Annotated in this window: 16 protein-coding genes; 8 read left to right on the forward strand and 8 right to left on the reverse strand. The window is 68.6% G+C overall.

The window, feature by feature from the left end; translation table 11 throughout:
• Window positions 1–9 precede the first annotated feature (9 nt).
• Window positions 10–1,680 carry a sodium:solute symporter family transporter gene (locus tag ACLB1G_RS07115; RefSeq protein WP_491626496.1) on the reverse strand — a complete coding sequence of 557 codons (1,671 nt, stop codon included), beginning with the start codon at window positions 1,678–1,680 and terminating at the stop codon, window positions 10–12.
• 321 nt (window positions 1,681–2,001) lie between these two features.
• Here ACLB1G_RS07115 and ACLB1G_RS07120 point away from each other — a divergent pair, with 321 nt between their 5' ends.
• From ACLB1G_RS07120 to ACLB1G_RS07135, 4 genes are all read left to right on the forward strand, one after another.
• Window positions 2,002–4,464, forward strand: coding sequence for a hybrid sensor histidine kinase/response regulator (locus ACLB1G_RS07120; protein ID WP_491626497.1), 2,463 nt, complete (start codon window positions 2,002–2,004; stop codon window positions 4,462–4,464).
• Window positions 4,461–5,072 (forward strand): ANTAR domain-containing response regulator, encoded by a 612-nt coding sequence (locus tag ACLB1G_RS07125; protein ID WP_491626498.1) that lies wholly within the window; start codon window positions 4,461–4,463, stop codon window positions 5,070–5,072. Before ACLB1G_RS07120 ends, ACLB1G_RS07125 begins: the two co-directional genes overlap by 4 nt.
• 228 nt (window positions 5,073–5,300) lie before the next feature.
• On the forward strand, window positions 5,301–5,843 hold the full coding sequence (locus ACLB1G_RS07130; protein WP_491626499.1) for a response regulator: 543 nt from the start codon (window positions 5,301–5,303) through the stop codon (window positions 5,841–5,843).
• Between the two features lie 177 nt (window positions 5,844–6,020).
• A complete protein-coding gene (locus ACLB1G_RS07135) occupies window positions 6,021–8,534 on the forward strand; it encodes a putative bifunctional diguanylate cyclase/phosphodiesterase (RefSeq protein ID WP_491626500.1) in 2,514 nt (837 codons plus the stop codon).
• A 6-nt stretch (window positions 8,535–8,540) separates the two neighbouring features.
• Here the strand turns inward: ACLB1G_RS07135 and ACLB1G_RS07140 are convergent, their stop codons facing one another.
• Window positions 8,541–9,854 (reverse strand): MFS transporter, encoded by a 1,314-nt coding sequence (locus ACLB1G_RS07140; RefSeq protein ID WP_491626501.1) that lies wholly within the window; start codon window positions 9,852–9,854, stop codon window positions 8,541–8,543.
• Between the two features lie 80 nt (window positions 9,855–9,934).
• On the opposite strand from ACLB1G_RS07140, the gene ACLB1G_RS07145 reads away from it, so the two are divergent.
• The gene (locus ACLB1G_RS07145; RefSeq protein WP_491626502.1) at window positions 9,935–10,897 is read left to right on the forward strand and encodes a patatin-like phospholipase family protein; all 963 of its coding nucleotides are present in this window, start codon (window positions 9,935–9,937) and stop codon (window positions 10,895–10,897) included.
• Here ACLB1G_RS07145 and msrA read toward each other — a convergent pair.
• The 4 genes from msrA to ACLB1G_RS07165 all read right to left on the reverse strand — a co-directional run bounded on the left by msrA (window position 10,894) and on the right by ACLB1G_RS07165 (window position 14,403).
• Window positions 10,894–11,403: a peptide-methionine (S)-S-oxide reductase MsrA gene (gene msrA / locus ACLB1G_RS07150; protein ID WP_491626503.1), complete on the reverse strand. Its 510-nt coding sequence runs from the start codon at window positions 11,401–11,403 to the stop codon at window positions 10,894–10,896. The two genes, ACLB1G_RS07145 and msrA, sit on opposite strands and share 4 nt — an antisense overlap.
• 54 nt (window positions 11,404–11,457) lie before the next feature.
• The gene (locus ACLB1G_RS07155) at window positions 11,458–13,407 is read right to left on the reverse strand and encodes a PAS domain S-box protein (RefSeq protein WP_491626504.1); all 1,950 of its coding nucleotides are present in this window, start codon (window positions 13,405–13,407) and stop codon (window positions 11,458–11,460) included.
• A gap of 115 nt (window positions 13,408–13,522) precedes the next feature.
• Window positions 13,523–13,831: a hypothetical protein gene (locus ACLB1G_RS07160; protein WP_491626505.1), complete on the reverse strand. Its 309-nt coding sequence runs from the start codon at window positions 13,829–13,831 to the stop codon at window positions 13,523–13,525.
• A gap of 86 nt (window positions 13,832–13,917) precedes the next feature.
• Entirely contained in the window at window positions 13,918–14,403 is a 486-nt protein-coding gene (locus ACLB1G_RS07165) for a Dps family protein (RefSeq protein ID WP_491626506.1), read from the reverse strand.
• Window positions 14,404–14,538: 135 nt separating this feature from the next.
• On the opposite strand from ACLB1G_RS07165, the gene ACLB1G_RS07170 reads away from it, so the two are divergent.
• Together ACLB1G_RS07170 and ACLB1G_RS07175 are read left to right on the forward strand one after the other, a co-directional pair.
• The gene (locus tag ACLB1G_RS07170) at window positions 14,539–15,432 is read left to right on the forward strand and encodes a nuclear transport factor 2 family protein (RefSeq protein WP_491626507.1); all 894 of its coding nucleotides are present in this window, start codon (window positions 14,539–14,541) and stop codon (window positions 15,430–15,432) included.
• Window positions 15,433–15,485: 53 nt separating this feature from the next.
• Window positions 15,486–16,157, forward strand: coding sequence for a hypothetical protein (locus tag ACLB1G_RS07175; RefSeq protein ID WP_491626508.1), 672 nt, complete (start codon window positions 15,486–15,488; stop codon window positions 16,155–16,157).
• Window positions 16,158–16,175: 18 nt separating this feature from the next.
• Here ACLB1G_RS07175 and ACLB1G_RS07180 read toward each other — a convergent pair whose 3' ends face one another.
• A complete protein-coding gene (locus ACLB1G_RS07180) occupies window positions 16,176–16,484 on the reverse strand; it encodes a putative quinol monooxygenase (protein WP_491626509.1) in 309 nt (102 codons plus the stop codon).
• Window positions 16,481–17,161: a type 1 glutamine amidotransferase domain-containing protein gene (locus ACLB1G_RS07185; RefSeq protein WP_491626510.1), complete on the reverse strand. Its 681-nt coding sequence runs from the start codon at window positions 17,159–17,161 to the stop codon at window positions 16,481–16,483. Before ACLB1G_RS07185 ends, ACLB1G_RS07180 begins: the two co-directional genes overlap by 4 nt.
• A gap of 96 nt (window positions 17,162–17,257) precedes the next feature.
• Between ACLB1G_RS07185 and ACLB1G_RS07190 the strand changes: the two genes are divergently transcribed.
• Complete coding sequence (locus ACLB1G_RS07190; RefSeq protein ID WP_491626511.1) at window positions 17,258–18,184, forward strand: LysR family transcriptional regulator; 927 nt, start codon at window positions 17,258–17,260, stop codon at window positions 18,182–18,184.
• The last annotated feature ends 48 nt before the right edge of the window (window positions 18,185–18,232 follow it).

Raw genomic sequence — 18,232 nt, forward strand, 5'->3', positions numbered from 1 at the left:
TGCTGAAGATTACCAGAGTACGCCGTAGATGATGGCCAGCAGGATGCAGATGACGATGGAGCCGATCGCGAACGGACGGTCCACGCTGAACAGCGAGCGGTCGATGATCATGCGTTTCTTGCTGGTGTCCTGGGGCACCAGGGTGCTCAGCAGGTACATGCCCGCCACCACCAGCAGGAACACGATCAGCATGCGGTCCAGGAAGGGGATCTCGAACACGCCGTGGCCATTGTCGACCGCGAAGCCGATCGGGGCCAGGAAGCTCAGGTCCATCATGCCAGGCAGGAACTTCAGGAAGATCGAGAACACCAGGCCGCCCACGGTGGCGAACATGGCGGCAGCCGAGGTGGTTTTATGCCAGAAGAAGCCCAGCAGGAACATGGCCAGGATGCCGGGCGAGACGAAGCCCGTGTATTCCTGGATGTACTGGAAGCCGCCGGCCTTGTCGATGCCCAGCATGGGGGCGATCACCACGGCCAGGGCCAGGGCGAACACCACGGTCAATCGGCCTATCCACACCATTTTCTGTTCGCTGGCGTCGGTCTTGAAGTGCTTTTTGTAGACGTCCAGCGTGAAGATGGTGGCGATACTGTTGGCCTTGCCGGCCAGCGAGGCCACCACGGCGGCGGTCAGGGCGGCGAAGGCCACGCCTTTCAGGCCGGACGGCAGCAGGGCCAGCAGGGTGGGGTAGGCGCGGTCGGGGTTGAGCACGCCGTCGGTGCGCATGGCGTCGCCCAGGGCGCCGGACTTGTCCAGCGCGTAGGCGGCGATGCCGGGCAGGACCACGATGACAGGCATCAGCAGCTTGAGGAAGGCGGCAAACAGCAGGCCCTTGCGGGCGGTCGGCAGGTCGGCGCCCAGGGCGCGCTGGGTGATGTACTGGTTGCAGCCCCAGTAGTTCAGGTTGACGATCCACATGCCGCCGATCAGGGTGGACAGGCCGGGAAGGTCCATGTAGTTGGCATTGCCGCGCGACAGCACCATGTCGAAGTGGTCACGGGCGCGGTGGAACAGCTCGGTCATGCCGTGGCCGGCGCCCTTGGTGCCGGCCAGGGCCGCCACCAGGTCCAGTGCCAGCCAGGTGGTGACCAGGCCGCCGACCACCAGGCAGAACACCTGGATCACGTCGGTGTAGCCGATCACCTTCATGCCGCCCAGGGTGATGACGGCGGCGAACACGGCCAGGAACAGCATGCAGGCAAACAGGTTCAGGCCGGCGATGCTGGAAATGGCCAGCGCGCCCAGGTACAGGATGGAAGTCAGGTTGACCACCACGTACAGGCCCAGCCAGAACAGCGCCATGGTGGTGGCCACGGCCTTGCCGTAGCGCTGCTCCAGGAACTGGGGCATGGTGTAGATGCGGTTCTTGAGGTAGACCGGCATGAAGAACACGGCCACGATCACCAGGGTGGCGGCCGCCATCAGTTCATACACGGCAATGGCCATGCCGATGCGGTAGCCGGAACCGCTCATGCCGATGAATTGCTCGGCCGAGATGTTGGAGGCGATCAGCGAGGCGCCGATGGCCCACCAGGTCAAGGAGCCTTCGGCCAGGAAATAGTCATGCGAGGCCGAGCCGGAACCGGCGTTCTTGCGGCGGTACACGGAATAGCCATAGCCGGCGACGATCAGGAAATACAGGAGGAATACGACCGAGTCCAGGGTTGAGAATTGAGGCATAGGAGCGCAAGGTTAGTGTCTCGAAGTCCGGAGGGCTGGCGCCGACCGATGTTTGTTATAGGTGGCGTCCCACATGCAAGGGACGCAACACGCCAGCCGAGACATTACCTGAACCGGGGACAACTTGCCATTCCGAATTTGCGTTTTGCCATTACTTTTTTTCATTGCCGGCGCGATGGGCGGCCATGCCTGGCAGGATGGCAATCGCTTGCGCATGGTCGTAATGTGGTTCTTGAGCAACGTTGCCCTGGACAAAAGGCTGGCAGGGCGGGTCCGCCCCCATGGGGCGTGGTATCGTGAACCCGATGACCGATAGTGCCCATGCCTGAATCCCGCCGCTCCCGCCGCCTGATTGCCGCCACCGGCGCCGCCCTGGTGTTCACCATCCTTGCCGCGCTCTCGTTCGCCCTGTACCAGGTGCGGCTGACGGAGCTGGACGACTGGAGCGGCCAGCTCAACAATATGTCGCTGCTGCTGGCCGAACAGACTTCGCACGAGATGGGCGCGGCCGACCTGGTGCTGGACGGCATGTTGGAGCGCATCGCCACCCTGGGGGTGCGCGATGACGCCAGCCTGCGCGAGCGCCTGTCCGGCGAGGCCGAGTTCCAGCGCCTGGTGGACCGCAAGCGCGCCGTGCCCCAGATCGACGTCGCCACGGTGGTGGCGGCCAACGGCGACATCGTCAATTTCACGCGCGCCTACCCGCATCCGCCCATCAACCTGGCCGACCGCGACTATTTCCATGCCCACCGCGAACGTGACGGCCTGGGACTGTATGTGAGCCAGCCGGTGCGCAACAAGGGCAATGGCGACTGGACCTTTTATCTCACGCGCCGGATCAGCGCCCCGGACGGCAGCTTCCTCGGCGTGGTGCTGGTGGGCGTGTCCAGCCGCCAGCTGAGCAGTTTTTTCAGCAAGATCAACCTGGGCGACAGCGCCAATGTGACCCTGTACCGGCGCGACTTCACCACCCTGGCGCGCTGGCCGCACCGGGATGCGCAGATGGGCGTGGTGAACCGTTCCGGCAGCTCCTACCAGATCATCGAGCGCGAGGGCCGCAGCAGCGGCGTGATCGTGACCGACTCGCCGCGCCAGCTGCAGGGCGGGCAGCGGGTCACCCGCATGGGAGCGGCGCGCCTGATCCCGAACTACCCCATGCTGATCAACATCACCGTGACCGAGGACCTGTACATGCGCGACTGGCGCGGCTTCGCCTGGCAGCTGGGCGGGGTGGCGGCGGTGTGCTGCGCAGCCGTGGTCGGCATTTTCGCGGTACTGATGCAGACCATGCGGCGGCGCGACGACGCCGTGCGCCAGCAGCGCGAACTGAAGGTCGAGGCCGACGCCGCCAACCGCGCCAAGAGCGATTTCCTGGCCATGATGAGCCATGAAATCCGCACCCCGCTGACAGCGGTGATCGGCTATGCCGAGCAGCTGGAACTGGCCGGACGGGTGGACACGGCGAAGGAACTGGGGCGGGTGATCGCGCGCAATGGCCATCACCTGCTGGCACTGATCAACGACATCCTGGACATGTCCAAGGTGGAGTCGGGCAAGCTGGTGCTGGAGCAGGTGCCGTTTGCGCCGGACGAGGCGCTGGCGGCGGTGGCGGCCCTGATGCAGGGCGCGGCGGCGCAGCGCGGCATCGGTTTCGGCTGGCGCGTGGAGGGGCCGGCGCCGAGCGCGGTGCTGGGCGATCCCACCCGCTGGCGCCAGATCCTGCTCAACCTGATGTCGAACGCCATCAAGTTCACCGAGCGCGGCGAGGTCGGGGTGCGGGTCTGGTACCAGGCCGACGCCGCGTTGCTGCACTGCGAGGTGCGCGACAGCGGCATCGGCATGAGCGCCGAGCAGGTGGGCCGGTTGTTCGCGCCGTTCGAACAGGCCGATAGCAGCGTGGCGCGCCGCTTCGGCGGCACCGGCCTGGGCCTGTACCTGGTGCACCGCCTGGCCGCCGCCATGGACGGCACGGTGCGGGTGGACAGCACCCCGGGCGTGGGCACGGCCATGACGGTCTCGGTGCGGGCGCCGCTGGCGCCGGGTGCGCTGCTGCGGGTGGGCGGTCCGGTGGAGCAGCAGGCGGCGCCGGAGGCGGCGGCGGCCCGCCTGAGCGGGCGCGTGCTGCTGGTGGAGGACGGCGCCGACAACCGCCAGCTGGTGGCCGCCCTGCTGCAGCGCGCCGGCCTGGAAGTGCTGTGCGCGGCCGACGGCGAGCAGGGCGTGGCGATGGCCTTGGCCGAGTCGCCCGCGCTGGTGTTGATGGACATACAGATGCCGCTGCTGGACGGCCTGAGCGCCACCGCCCGCCTGCGCGCGGCCGGCTTCCGCACCCCGATAGTGGCGCTGACCGCCAATGTGATGGCCGAGGAGCGCGAGCGCTACGCGGCGGCCGGCTTCGACGGCTGGCTGGCCAAGCCCATCGAGCATGCCGCGTTCCAGCGCACCCTGGCGCGTTACCTGGCGCCGGCCCCGGCGCAGGAATTCACCGACCTGCCGGAATTTGCCGCCATGTGCGAGACCTACCGCGCCAGCCTGGCCGAACGCCTTGAGCGCCTGTCCGGCGCCCTGAGGGATGGCGACTGGCAGGCCGCGGAAATCGAGGCCCACAGCATAAAAGGGTCGGGAGCCACTTTCGGCTGCCCGGCCAGCGGCGCGGCGGCGGCGCGCCTGGAAGCGGCCTGCAAGGCGCGCGACCCCGCCCAGGCTGACGCCGGCCTGCAAGCCCTGCGCGCGGCTGCCGCCGCCGAGGGCGCCGCCCTTACCCTACAGGAGTCACAACCATGAGCAACGACAGCATTGCAGCACCCCTGATCCTGCTGGTCGACGACGACGCCATCATGCTGGCCCTGCTGGCGCGTACCCTGGAGGCGTCCGGACTGCGCGTGCTGCGCGCGGCTGGCGCCGCCCAGGCCTTGGACCAGCTGGCCAGCGGCGCCGCGCGGCCCGACCTGGCGGTGCTGGACATCACCATGCCCGGCATGTCGGGACTGGAACTGGCCGGCCAGCTGGATGGGCTGCCGTGCATGTTTTTATCCGCCAACGATGGCCCGGAAGTCGTGCAGCAGGCTGCCGACGCCGGCGCGGTCGGCTTCCTGCGCAAGCCTATCGACCCGCCGCAGCTGCTGCCGGCGGTGCGCGCCGCACTGGCGCGCGCGGCCGAGATCCAGACCCTGCGCGCCGAGGAGCTGCGCCTGGGCCAGGCCCTGCGCGAAGGGCGCGAGACCGGCATGGCGGTTGGCCTGCTGATGGAGCGCTATAGCCTGGACCGCCATGCCGCCCTCAAGCTGCTGCGTGACCACGCGCGCTCGCATCACCGCAAGCTCAACGATGTGGCCAGCGAACTGGTGGGTGCTGCGGAAACCTTGTATGCGCTGGGGCAGGGGCTGCGCTGACACTGAAAATTACTCAGTGGAAAATAAAAATGATGAAGCGAAATATTCTATGCTAACATGGCATGACTAACCGCAGCATCGTTCCCGTGGCCGCCCCGCACCGCCGCCACGCAGATGCTGCCGCAGCCATGCCGTCCCCTGTCGGACGGCGCGCCGGCTCCCGCGGCCCATCCTGCCGCTCCAGTTGATTGCAGCGCCTGCTTCGCCAGGCGCCATGCGGAGCGTGACATGTATCCTTCTTTTCAAGCTGACACCGGCGTGGCCGGTGGCGCATCCCTGCCGGGTTTCCGGCGCACGACGGTCCTGGTGATCGACCATCAGCCGCAGGCCCTGCAGGCCGCGCGCGAAATGCTGGCCGGCATCCACGAGGTGCTGACGGCCACCAGCGGCGCGGACGGCATCGCCGCCTGCCAACGCCTGCGGCCCGACCTGGTCCTGCTCGACCTGGACCTGCCGGACATGGCAGGCCTGGCGGTGGCGCAGCACCTCCAGCGCGATTCCGCCACGCGCGATATCCCCATCATATTCCTGGTTGCCGACAGCGCCGGGCACGAGGCCTGCCTGGACGCCGGCGCGGTGGACTTCGTGGCCAAGCCGCTGCACGCGCTGGCGTTGCAGCGCCGGGTACAGGTGCACCTGACCATCCGGCGCCAGGCCGAGGAGCTGCGCCGGCTGGCCTGCCTGGACGGCCTGGACCTGGCGCATCTGCTGCGGCACGCCCACGCGCTGCTGCAGGCCCGGCCCGCCGGCGTCCGCGGTCTACTGGCGTAGCGGTGGCGCGGCCGGCGCCGCCGCCAGCAGCTGTGGCTACCCTGCCACAAGGGGTGGGGATTTCTTTGTGGTAATTCGGTACCGGTCTATACTGGCCGTGCCGCCTCAAACCAAGCCGGACAAGTCGCCGACGCAGCCCCGCCACCGCTGCTCCATCCGCCGCCTTCGCCATCCCCTATGAATGACCACTTTCCTGCGCCTCAGCCCGAGGCCCAGCTGCATTCCTGCCTGCGCGCCATGAGCGCCATCGCCTCGCTGGGCCATGCCGATTTCCACGCCAAGGCTGAAGCGGCGCTGGCCATCGCGGCACGCCTGCTGGGACTGGAGCAGGGCCTGGCGCTATGGCGCGACAACCACGGCGCCGAATGCGCCGCGCTGCACGCGAGCGGCCGCGCCCGGGAAGAGGCGGCCGTGCTGCGGGCGCATGCCGCCCAGTTCATGGACTGCGCCGGCGTGCTGGCCAGCGACGATGATCCCGCCAGGGTAGCGCCGCTGGGCGCCGTGCGCTACATCGGCATGCGCATCGAGGTGGCGGGACTGCCCTGCGGCTACGCATGCTTTGCCACCGCGGGCCCTGCCTGGCGGCGCTTCAGCTTGATGGACCGCGAGTTCGTCGAGCTGTTCTGCCGCTGGCTGGGCGGCGCCGTCGAGCGCTGGCGCGCCCTGCAGTCGCTTGCCGACAGCGAGGCGCGCTACCGCTCCGTGTTCCGCCACGTGCACGAAGGGATCATGATCACCGACCCGGGCGGCGCCATCCTGGAAGTGAACGCGGCCTTCTCCCGCATCACCGGCTACGCCAGCGAGGAGGTGGTGCGCGGCAATCCGCGCATGCTGCAGTCGGGAAGGCAGCCGCCGGAATTCTACCGCCAGCTGTGGGCCATGCTGGCGGCCGAGGGCCATTGGCAGGGCGAGATCTGGAACCGCCGCAAGAATGGCGAGATCTACGCCGAGCTGCTCAGCATCAGCGCCATCACCGGCCCGGATGGCAGGGTGCAGAACTATGTCGGCACCTTCAGCGACATCACGCCGCAAAAGGACTACGAACGCGAGCTGGAACACCTGGCCCACTTCGACGCCCTGACCGGCCTGCCCAACCGGCGCTTGCTGGCCGACCGCTTGCGCCAGGCCGTGCTGATGGCGGCGCGCCAGGAACGCGGGCTGGCGGTGGCTTACCTGGACCTGGACGGCTTCAAGGCGGTCAACGACGGCCATGGCCACGAATATGGCGACGAACTGCTGCTGGCGGTGGCGCAGCGCATGCGCCAGGCGGTGCGCGATTCGGACACGATATGCCGCCTGGGCGGCGATGAATTCGTTGCCGTGCTGCAGGACCTGGACCTGGACGAGGGGTGCGCGCCGCTGCTGGAACGGCTGCTGGAAGCATGTTCGCAGCCGGTGCTGGTGCAGGGCAGGCTGCTGCAGGTATCGGCCAGCATAGGCGTGACCTTCTACCCGCAGCGCGAGGACACCGACGCCGACCAACTGCTGCGCCAGGCCGACTACGCCATGTACCAGGCCAAGACGGCCGGCCGTAACCGCTACGCCATTTTCGACGCCGAGCAGCAGCGCAGCAGCGCGAACCGGGCGGCGACGGTGGAGGCGCTGCGCCATGCGCTGGCGGACGGCCAGCTGGTGCTGCATTACCAGCCCATCATCAACCTGCAGAGCGGTAAGCCGGTGGCGGTGGAGGCGCTGGTGCGCTGGCAGCATCAGCAGCGCGGCCTGCTGCCGCCGGCCGAATTCCTGCCCGATATCGAGAGCAACGCCCTGGCCGGGCAGCTGGGCGCCTGGGTGATGGGCGAGGCGGTACGGCAGCTGGCGGCCTGGCAGGAGCAGGGCGTGGAGATCGGCGTGAGCATCAACATCTCCAGCTACCAGCTGCAGCAGCCCGGCTTCGTCGGCGAGCTGCGCGCGCTGCTGGCGCGCCATCCTTCGGTGGCGCCGTCCAGCGTCAAGCTGGAGGTGCTGGAGACCAGCGCGCTGGAAGATATCGCCCATGTATCCAGCGTGATCAAGGCCTGCGCCGCAATAGGCGTGCAATTCGCGCTGGACGATTTTGGCACCGGCTATTCCTCGCTGCTGTACCTGAAACGGCTGCCGGCCGCGCAGATCAAGATCGACAAGGGCTTCGTGCAGGACATGCTGGAGGACCCGGACGACCTGGCCATCCTGCAGGGCGTGCTGGGCCTGGCGGCGGCGTTCAAGCGCGAGACCATCGCGGAAGGCGTGGAGAGCGAGGCGCACGTGCGCATGCTGCGCCAGCTGGGCTGCAGGCTGGGGCAGGGCTATGGCATCGCGCGTCCCATGCCGGCCGACCTCTTGCCGGCCTGGTTGGACGGCTGGCGCTATCCGGCCTACCTGGGCGGGATCGAGCCGCTGGGGCCGGCCCTGCTGCCGCTGCTGGCGGCGCGGGTCGAATACCGGGCCTGGCTGCAGGCGCTGGACGGCGGCCACGGTGCGTCCGGACCGGATTTGTGCGCCTTCCTGGGCCACGTGGATGGCCTGGCGCTGGAAGGCGCCGAGGGCCGGCTGGCGCACCGCGTCAAGCGCCTGCACCTGCGCCTGCACGCGCTGGCGGGCCGCTTGCGCCTGCGGCCGGCCGAGGGCGGCCAGCAACTGCTGCTGGCCGCAGGGTCGCTGGCCCGCAGTGCGCTCGACGAGCTGCTGGACAGCAGCTGCCGCTGCAGCTGAACCGGTTCAGCCGCGGGCGGCCGGCTTGATGAAGGCCGCCGTCAGCATGCCCAGGCCACAGATGGCGGCCACGTACAGCGCCGGCGCCATGGGATCGACCTTCAGCAGCAGCGACACCAGGAGCGGCGTCAGCCCGCCGAAGATGGCGTAGGACACGTTGTAGGAGAACGATATCCCGGTAAAGCGCACCTGCGGTGGAAAGGCCCGCACCAGCACATGGGGCACGGCGCCGACGGTGCCGACCGTGAGTCCGGTGATCGCATACAGCGGGAACAGCAGCTGCGGATGGCCGCGCAGCGAGGCATACAGCGCCAGGGTGCTGGCCGCCAGCACCAGGCCGCCAAGGGCGATCACGCGGCGGGCGCCGTAGCGGTCGGCCAGGGCGCCCGCGATCACGCAGCCGGCCAGCAGGCACAAGGTGGCCACGCTGTTGGCGGCCAGCGCCGTGCCGGGAGCGACGCCATACATCTTCTGCAGGAAGGTCGGGGTCATCAGCACCACCACCACGATGGCGGCCGACAGCATCCAGGTCAGCGCCATGCACACGGCCACCGCGCCGCGGTGCGCGCGCAGCACGGCCTTGAGCGGCATCCCGGCGGCCAGCGCCTTGTTGCGCTGCAGTTCGGCGAACACCGGGGTCTCGTGTAGCCAGCGCCGCAGATACATGGCGCCGATGCCGAAGGCGCCGCCCAGCAGGAAGGGCAGGCGCCAGCCCCAGGCTTGCACCTCGGCCGGACTCCAGCCGCTGTTGATGGCGGTGGCCACCAGGGAGCCGAGCAGGATGCCGCCGGTCAGGCCGGCCGTCAGGGTGCCGCAGGCGAAGCCGGTGCGGCGGGCCGGCACGTGCTCGGCCACGAACACCCAGGCGCCCGGCACCTCGCCGCCCACGGCCGCGCCCTGCAGCAGGCGCAGCAACAGCAGGGCCAGCGGCGCCGCCACGCCGGCGCTCTCATAGGTCGGCAGCAATCCCATGCACAGGGTCGGCACCGACATCAGCAGGATGGACAGGTTGAACATGCGCTTGCGGCCCATCAGGTCGCCGAAGTGGGCCATGATGATGCCGCCCAGCGGGCGCGCCACATAGCCGGCCGCGAAGATGCCGAAGGTCTGCACCTGGCGCAGCCAGTCCGACACCGTGGGCGGGAAGAACAGGCTGGCGATGACGGGGGCGAAAAACACGAAGATGATGAAATCGTAGAACTCCAGCGCCCCGCCCAGGGCGGCCAGCGACAGGGTCTTGTAGTCGCGCCCGTCCAGCGGGCGCGCAGCCTGGTGTGCGCGGTCCAAAAGCGTCTCCTTGTAGTAGTACGGCAAGGGCATTGTACCGTCTGCCCATGGAGGGAAACGCAATTGTGTGATTTGAGCCATAATGGTTGCCGCTATCCGCAGCAGGGGAGAACATGGCCCAACACCTGATGGCCCAGCATCTGCATGGCCGCTATGCGTCCTATCACCATCCGTCGCCCGGCGCGGGCATCCGCGTGACCGGGGCGGCGCCCGCTGCGCGCCGCCGCATGGCGCTGGTGTGCGAGGGCGGCGGCCAGCGCGGCATCTTCACGGCCGGGGTGCTGGACAGCTTCATGGAGCACGATTATTTTCCGTTTGCGCTCATGGTCGGCGCCTCGGCTGGCGCCCAGAACCTGTCGGCCTACGCCTGCGGCGCGCGCGGCTACGGGCGCGAGGCCATCCTGGGCTATACCACCGGCAAGGAATTCTTTGATCCGCTGCGCTTTGCGCGCGGCGGCCACCTGATCGACCTCGATTGGTATTTCGAGATACTGCGGCGCGAGGCGCCGCTGGACGTGGGCCAAGGCGGGCGGCGCCTGGGGAGGCGCGCGCTGTACTTCGGCGCCACCCGGCGCGACACCCTGGAAGCGGCCTACCTGCCGTTCACTCCCGCCACGGCCGGCGCGGCCATCAAGGCCTCCAGCGCCGTGCCCTTGTTTTATCGCGGCGGCGTGGCGGTGGACGGGGTGGTGATGTGGGATGGCGGGGTGGCGGACGCGCTGCCGGTGCGCAGGGCGCACCAGGAGGGCGCCGATTGCATCGTGGTGATACGCACCGTGCCGCGCGGCGCCGGCGCCACTGCCTTCAAGCTACCGCGTCCGCTGCACCGTGGCCGGTTGCAGGAAGTGGCGGCGCTGACCGAACGCCATGTGCGCGGCTACGACGATGCAGTGGCCTTCATGGCCCGTCCGCCGGATAGTGTGACGGTGGTGGAGCTGGCCCCCAGCGGCCCGCTGGCCAGCTGCATGCTGGGCAGCACGCCGCAGGCCCTGAAGCACGACTACGACACCGGCCTGGCCTGCGGGCGTGGCTTCCTGGACCGACTGGCAGGGAGGCTGGGCTCCGCGCCAATTTAAGCTGAACGGCGGGACAGCACCCAGTTCGGCCGCACGTAGTGGCAGGTGTAGCCGTTGGGGATGCGCTCCAGGTAGTCCTGGTGCTCAGGCTCCGCTTCCCAGAACGGTCCGGCCGGGGCCACCTCGGTCACCACCTTGCCGGGCCACAGGCCGGATGCGTCCACGTCGGCAATGGTGTCCAGCGCCACCCTGCGCTGCTCCTCGCTGGTGGTGTAAATCGCCGAACGGTAGCTGGTACCCACGTCGTTGCCCTGGCGGTTGCGGGTGGTCGGGTCGTGGATCTGGAAGAAGAAGGCCAGCAGCTCGCGGTAGCTGAGCACCGACGGATCGAATACGATCTCGATGGCCTCGGCGTGGGTGCCGTGGTTGCGGTAAGTGGCGTGGTCCACGTCGCCGCCGCTGTAGCCCACGCGCGTTGCCAGCACGCCGGGACGGCGCCGCAACAGGTCCTGCATGCCCCAGAAACAGCCGCCGGCCAGGATGGCGGTCTCGCTTGCTGTCGTCATATGCTGCTCCTCTGTGTTGATGTCATGGCCGCAAGATGGAGGCGGGTGGCGTATTTACAAGACGCCGTGCGCATCAGCCGGGAGGGCGGCTTCCTCCGGCGCTGCCAGGGGCGGACAGGCGACGCCCTTGCCGGCGCGCTTGGCGGCGTACATCCAGTGGTCGGCCTCCCGTATCAGCTCGGCGTCGGACACGCCGTCCCGGCCTGCATCGAGCGCCACGCCGACGCTGGCGCCCACCCGTGCCGGGCCGGCCGCCAGCGCCGCCGGCGCCGAGATGGCGGCGATCAGCTTGGCCGCGATGCGGTGCGCCAGCTCCAGCGTGCAGGGCTGGCATTGCAGCAGCACGGTGAATTCGTCCCCGGCCAGGCGGAACAGCTGGTCGGTCTGGCGTACGGCCTGGCGCATGCGCGCCGCCACCGCCCGCAGCAGCTCGTCGCCGGCGTCGTGGCCCAGGCTGTCGTTGACGGCCTTGAAGCCATCCAGGTCGACGAACAGCAGGGCCACGCCCTGGCCGTGGCGGCGCGCTTCGCGGCGGGTGGCGGCCAGCGCCTCGCCGAAGGCGCGCCGGTTGGGCAGGCCGGTGAGGGCGTCGTGCCGGGTCTCGTGTTCGCGCTGGGTCTCGACCCGCTTGCGCTCCGTGATGTCGTGCAGGAAGGCGCTGAAGATCACCGTGTCCCCGGCCTTGAGTTCCGTGATGCGCACCTCCACCGTCAGCCGGCTGCCGTCCTTGCGCAGGGCCGGCAGTTCCAGGCGCTGGCCCAGGACCCGGGCCTGGCCGGTGTCCAGGTAGCGCGCCATGCCCGCGTGGTGGCTGGCGCACAGCTCTGGCGGGATCAGCAGCTGCTCCAGCGGCAGGCCCAGGGCCTCGGCGGCGCTCCAGCCGAAGATATGCTCGGCCTGGCGGTTCCAGGCCCGCACGCGGCCATCGCGGGTCAGGCTGATGTAGGCGTCGTTGCCATATTCGATGACGTTGCTGAGCTCCGCCTCGCGCTGGCGCACCGCCTGTTCGGCCTGCAGCAGCTGCTGGTTGGCTGCGCTGAGCTGGCGGGTGCGGGCGGCGATGCGGTCTTCCAGTTCCGCGTGCAGGGTGGCCAGCTGCTGTTCGGCGGCTTTTTGCGCGGTGATGTCCTGGATCACGACGATGTAGTATTCGAGCCGGCCCTGGGCGTCGTTCTTGAGCGTGACGTTGATATCGGCCCATACCAGATGGCCGTCCCTGTGCAGGTAGCGCTTGGTGGCCAGGTAGCGTGCCAGTTCGCCGCTGGACAGGGCGCGCATGGCGACCAGGTCGGCGTCGCGGTCGTCCGGATGGGTGATGTCGATGAAGCGCTTGCCGTGCAGTTCCTCCGCCCCGTAGCCCAGGATGCGGCACAGGGCCGGGTTGACGCCCAGCCAGCTGCCATCGGCCGCCACCATGGCGATGCCCACGTTGGCCAGCTCGAAGATGTGGCGGAAGCGTTCCTGGCTTTCGGCCAGGTCGCGGTCGGCGCTGACCACCAGTGCGCGCGCCCTGGCCAGCCGCTCGCGCGCGTGCACCTCGTCGGTCAGGATGGCGGCCAGGTCCTGCAGCGCGGCCAGCTTGTCGCCGGGCAGCTGGCGCGGCCTGGTGTCGATGGCGCACAGGGTGCCGATGGCGTGGCCGTCCTGCGATTGGATGGGTACGCCGGCGTAGAAGCGCACCTTGGGGGCACCGGTCACCAGGGGATTGGCCTGGAAGCGGGTGTCGACGGCGGCGTCCGGCACCACCAGCGGATCGCCCTGCATGATGGCGTGCGCGCAGAAAGCGATGTCGCGCGGGGTTTCGCTGACCGTCAGGCCGACCTGGGACTTGAACCACTGCCTATCGTGGTCGACCAGGGAAAAGGCGGAAATCGGCACGTCCAGGATGCGGCTGGCGAGGCGTATCACCCGGTCGAACACGGGTTCCGGTGGAGTATCGAGCAACTGCAGCGACGCGAGCCGGGCCAGCCGGGCGGCATCGTCTTTGGCACGTGGCGCATGCATCTTGCCTCCTGGGAAAGGTGGATGCGCCCCATTATAGCCATGATGGCCGGATTATTTGACGCACCGGCTTGCCTGCCGGTAGCGGCTGTTGTAATTACGGCCTTCGGCGTGGGTCTTACTGGTTGAAGGCCTTGCCCTCGACCGGCTTGGGCGGCTGGCCGTGCATGGTGGCCGGGTCGGGCGCCTGGTGCGCGGCGTCGGCCTGCTTGCGCTGTTCGGCGGTCCTGGGAGTGGAAGCCTTGGCGGCGCCGGTTTTCCGCTTGGTCTTGAGCTTGCGCTGGTCTTGTTGCGGGTCCGGCTTCTTGTGGTCGGCAGTGTTCTGGCCGACCATGTTCTTGGTGCTGACCGACTGCGCGGCCGCGCCGCCGCTGGCGGCCAGGGCCAGCAGCGTGGCTGAGAGGATTGCGCTGGTGAGTGTGTTCATGTCCGTGCTCCTGTTTGCCATGATTGTCGCACCGGCCTGGCGGCCGGCGCGTAGGAGCACGCCTCGTGAGCGGGTAGTCGCCGGGCTTATTCTTCCAGCAGGCTGCGCAGCATCCAGGCGGTTTTCTCGTGCACGTCCAGGCGCTGGGTCAACAGGTCGGCGGTAGGCTGGTCGTCGGCTTCGCCCACCACCGGCAGCAGCTTGCGCGCGGTGCGGGCGGTGGCTTCCTGGGCTTCCACCAGGTGGCGCACCATGTCCATGGCGTGCGGCACGCCTTCGATTTCCTTGATGCTGGCCAGCTTCACGAACTGGGCGTAGGTGCCGGGCGCCGGATAGCCCAGCGCGCGGATGCGCTCGGCGATCAGGTCCAGGGCGGCCCATTGTTCGGTGTACTGGGTCATGAACATCTGGTGCAGGCTGTTGAACATGGGACCCTTGACGTTCCAGTGGAAGTTGTGGGTCATGAGGTACAGGGTGTAGCTGTCTGCCAGCAGGCCGGACAGGCCGGCGGCAATGGTGGCGCGGCTTTCCTCGGACAGGCCGATGTCGATCTTGACGGCTTTGGCGCTCATCGTGTTACTCCTTCTGTGGTGACTGGATGTGCCATTGTAGCCGGTTCCGCAACATTGCATCGGGCTTGCCATGCCTGCCACGTTGGCGAACGGGCGCTGGTGTACCATAGCCGACCCACCCCAGACGAGACCCGCATGAAAATACTGCCGTCCTTGACCACGATATTGCCCTGGATGCTGGCCCTGGCCCCGCTGGGCGCCATGGCCGCGCCCTGCCTGCCGACGCCCGAGCTGATCGCCCTCGACACCCAATACGAGGACGCCACCCGGCGCGGCGACGCCGCCTTCCTCGACCAGTTGCTGGCCGAGGACTTCGTCTGGGTGCACACGCTGGCCTCGGCCATCGAGGACAAGTCCGTTATCCTGGCGCGCGCCCGCAAGCCCGCCGGGGAGCCGCCCAAGTCGCGCACCACCAGCGGCGTGCGCGCCCACATCCTGGGCGACACCGTGGTGCTGCGCGGCCTGAGCACGGTGGAGCAATGGAATGCCGACGGCAAGACCTGGCGCAGCAACCGCTACCAGTTCATGCGCACCTACGTCAACGACAACGGCCGCTGCAAGCTGCTGGCGCTGCAGACCATGAAAGTGTGGTCCAGCGACAAGCAGCTGCCTTCTTATCTCACAGGTAAGTGGAGCACGGCCGAGTCCCTGTTTGCCGGCACGGACAAGCAAAGCGAGGTACAGCTGCGGGCGGACGGCTACGGGCTGATGGCCGGCTCCTCGGCGGCGCCGCACCGCATCGACGGCAAGGACGACGGCAAGCCGCTGCCGCGCGCCATCATCGGCTTTCCCACCCGCGCCGCGCTCGATGGCGACGGCCTGGTGCTGACGCCTTTCATGCCGGGCGCGCCAGCGCAGCAGCGTGACTTGAAATTCCACTGCCGCTACGACCCCTCCGGTCCCGCGCTGGTGTGCATCGGCCCCGACAAGGTGGTGCTGACCATGAAACGCCGCAGCGACACGGTGGAAGCGGAGGCCGTACGCATGCTGGACGCCATCGTGGCCAAGGAAAACGCCAGCCAGCCCTGAAGCTGCGCTAAAATTGTTTTTTAGCTACGGTTTTCGGGGGGATCATGTGGGCGATGAGCAAAGCTAGGTTGCTATCCATGATGGCCGGCGTGCTGCTGGCGGCGTCCTGCTCAGGCGCCCTGGCCCAGGCCACGTCGCGTTCCTGCAATCCCGATGCTGCCACTGAGGACAGGGCGGGGCCGGCCTGTTTGATGTCGCACGTGGCGGTCGGCGCCTTGCCTGACGGCGAGGTCTACTGGCATCTCTACCAGTATCCGGATGCGGCGGCTGCCGCGCGCGCCAAACCCGCCGGCGGCGCCGTTGTGGCGGCCTTCGGTCATACCTGGCTGTTCACCGTGGGAGCCAGGGATGAGAGGCTGGCGGGCGGCCAGCATGTGGCCGATGTGGGGCCGATAGCCGTCAACGCGGGCGTCAGCTACGACGCCGAGTTCCTCAAATCCACCTTCAGCGTCGGCATGACGGCGCCCATCCACGTGCATTCCGGCCCGGAAGCCTTCTATGCCCTCAGCGGCGACACCTGCCTGGAAACGCCGGATGGCGTGCAGTTCGGGCGCGGCCCCGGCAACAGCCTGGTGATACGGGGCGGGCCGCCCATGCTGCTGATGGCGCCCGGCCCCGAACCCCGCAAGGGCTTTGCCCTGATCCTGCACGACCACGCCCAGCCGCCCACCACCCTGGTCCAGCACTGGACGCCAAAGGGCCTGTGCCAGGCGGTGATGCGCTGATGCATAGGCCGCATCGCATCAGCCAGCGTTGCGCGGCCGCAGGAACTCCACCTTGCGGGCGGTCAGCAGCGGCAGGGCGCGCGCCATGACCAGCGTCTGGTAGTGCTCCGACTGGCGGTGCTGCTCCAGCGCCGCCTCGTCGCGGTAGCGCTCCACCAGCAGCACGCTGGCAGGCGTCTCCACACTCCGGTACACCTCGTAGCTTAGGCAGCCCGGCTCGGCCAGCGACCTGGGACGCAGTTCCGCCAGCAGCCCCAGCACCTCGGGCAGCGCGATACTGGTGGTCTGCCACTGGGCCACTACGGTCACCTCGTTGGCGGCGCTCATTGTGCTGCTCCATGCAGGGCGGCGACGATGGCCTGGGCCAGCGGCGCGCCCGAAGCCGGATTCTGGCCGGTCAGCAAACGGCCGTCCACCACCACCTTGGGCTGCCACACATCGGCGGCCGCATAATCGGCGCCCTCGGCGCGCAGCGCGTCCTCCAGGTTGAAGGGCACATCGGCCTGGGCGTAGCCCGCTTCCTCGGCATTGGAGAAGGAAGTCAGCTTGCGGCCCCGGACCAGCGGCGTGCCATCTTCCAGCGTCACGCCCAGGAAGGCGGCCGGTCCGTGGCACACCGCCGCCACGATCTTGCCGCCGCCCCAGGCGCGGGCGATGGCTTGCTTCACATCCGGGTCGCGGGCGATATCGACCATGGGACCCAGGCCGCCGGGGAAGAAGATGGCGTCGTAGTCCAGCGGATCGACCTCGGACAGCTTGCGGCTGCGGTTCAGGCGGCGGATCGCGTCGCTGGCCAGGAAGGCGCGCTGCGCCGGGTCGCTCTCGTCATAGCCGTCGTGCGGGATGGCGCCGCCCAGCGGCGAGGCGTATTCCACGGCGATGCCGGCATGGTCGAACACCTCGAAGGGATGCGCCACCTCCGAAAAGAAGTATCCGGTGGGACGTTTGTTGGGGCCGATCTCGCTGGCATTGGTCAAAACAAACAGGATATGTTTGGTTTTCATGGCTGACTCCTTTTGTCAAATTAAGCGACACATCGCCGTTGAGATGAACTATACGGAGCCGCAGTCTAAGGCGGTAGATACTGCTATCATGACGCAATGTCAAACGAAATAATACAATCAAGCGCTGATCCATCGCCCATCCTGGACGAGCTGCGCGCCATGGCCATCTTTGCCACCGTGGTACGCAGCGGCAGTTTTGCGGCCGCCGCCCGCGCCCTGGGCTTGACGCGGGCCGTGGTCAGCCACCACGTGCGCGCGCTGGAGGCCAAGCTGGGCGTGCCGCTGGCCCAGCGCAGCACGCGCAGCTTCAGCCTGACCCCGGCCGGGGTAGCTTTCCGCGTGCACTGCGAACGCCTGCTGGACGAGGCCAACGACGGCATACGCGGCATGGAGCTGCTGCGCGCCGAACCGCGCGGCGAGGTGCGCATCACCTGTTCGCACCACTTCGGCAGCAAGCGCATCCTGCCCATGCTGCTGGATTTCCGGCGCCGCTACCCTGCCATCCGCCTGCATGTGTCCATGAACGACGCCAATGTCGACCTGGTCCAGCAGGGCGTGGAACTGGCCGTGCGCGCCGGGCCCCTGGCCGATTCCTCGCTGGTGGCGCGGCGCCTGGTGCGCGAACCGACCATGCTGTGCGCCGCCCCGGCCTACCTGCGCCGCCACCGCGCGCCGGCCTCGGTGGCCGAGCTGGAGCAGCACCGCTGGGTGATCTACCCGCCCAGCCAGAAAACCACCACCGTGCACGCCGGCGGCCAGGACGTACAGATCGCTGTCAAGGGCGATGTGGTGACCGACAGCGCCGCCTCGCGCCTGGCCTTCGTGCTGGCCGGCGACGGCATCGCGCGACTGCCGGCCTATGACGCCGCCGCGCTGCTGGCTTCCGGTGACCTGGTGCAGGTGCTGCCGGAAGCCCGCACGGCGCCGCTGGAGATCTACCTGGTCCATTCGCAGCGCATCGGTCCCAGCGCACGCCTGCTGCGCGACTTCCTGTTCGAGTCGGCGGGCGAGGCCGGCTACTAGGCCACACCGCCCGCGCAGGGTGCAGCCGCAGCGGGTAGCCTGCAGAGA

Source organism: Duganella kummerowiae (assembly GCF_053572355.1).